Annotated in this window: 1 pseudogene; it reads right to left on the reverse strand. The window is 62.9% G+C overall.

Going from position 1 to position 1,058, the window contains the following annotated elements:
- Positions 1–1,058, reverse strand: a pseudogene (locus tag ACQUQ1_RS22360) (VirB4 family type IV secretion system protein); the annotation flags it as partial.

A 1,058-nucleotide genomic window follows, 5' to 3' on the forward strand; every position in this document is an offset into this window, starting at 1 on the left:
CTGCTGTCGACGCTGCCCTCCTGCTGAGCGAGGTCGAGGTAGATGACCTTCTCGTCCCGAATGTCGAAGTCGGACTCTTGGCCGAGGTTGGCGTGCCGACCGTCGTCCTCGAAGGGGCGAAGCTGATCGAGCAACCACGTTGCGTCCTCTTTGATTTTCCCCGCCTCTTCGTCGGACCGGACGACGAACTCCTCGGGGCCGTCGACCATGTCCTCGAACACGTCCATCATATCCTGAATCGTCGGACTCGAATTGTCGTGCGTCGAGATGTCGTCGGTGATCCCGTTGCGCTGGTAGGCACGTTTGAGGGCGAGTTCGAGCGTGGTGCGCCGATCTCCCAGTGAGATACCCCGGAGGGCGAAGAAGTTCGTGAGGAAGCTCATCGCGTCGTCGAGTTTCTCGTTGAACGGGCTCGCGTCCTCACCCATCGCCCGCTGGACGTGTTCGGGCGTCTCGCGGATTTCCAGCGGATTCAGACCGAGCGTCCCACCAACCGTGATCCGCTTGGCGTCGAGCGCCTCTGAGACGCCGGCCCAGTTGTTCAATGGTTCGAGGATGATGCCGATGCGGTCCTTGCTCTGCTCAATCGACCGGATGAAGTTCTGCTTCGAACTGAACGACTTTCCCGACCCGGTGTCGCCGACGGTGAACATCGCGTACCCGTTGTCTCGGGAGAAGGGATCGATGACGACCGGGCTCTGGTTGTCCTTGTGGATCCCGAATTCGACGCCGCCCTCCTCGAGAATCGTCGCGTTGTGCGGGGAGGAGAGTAACGCGCCGACGGCGCCGCCGAGTGCGATTGATGTCCGGCCGAACTCGTTGTCGCCGATGGGCGCGGCGGACTGGAGGGCGAGATCCTGCCGGCAGATGGCGGTCTTCGGCGTGAGGTTCGCCGGGTCGTCCCGGAGCGCACTCTTGACCGTCTGGACGGCGTCTCTGAGGTCGTCTTTCTCGTCGGCCCGCACGGTGATGAACATCCCTTGGTCGAAGACGTTCGCGCCGTTCTCGACGGCCTTGTACGTCGCTGCGGCCTCGTTGGCGCGTTCCTGCAGGTAGGC

The sequence above is a fragment of the Halobaculum sp. EA56 genome, from assembly GCF_051195075.1.
GTDB lineage: Archaea > Halobacteriota > Halobacteria > Halobacteriales > Haloferacaceae > Halobaculum.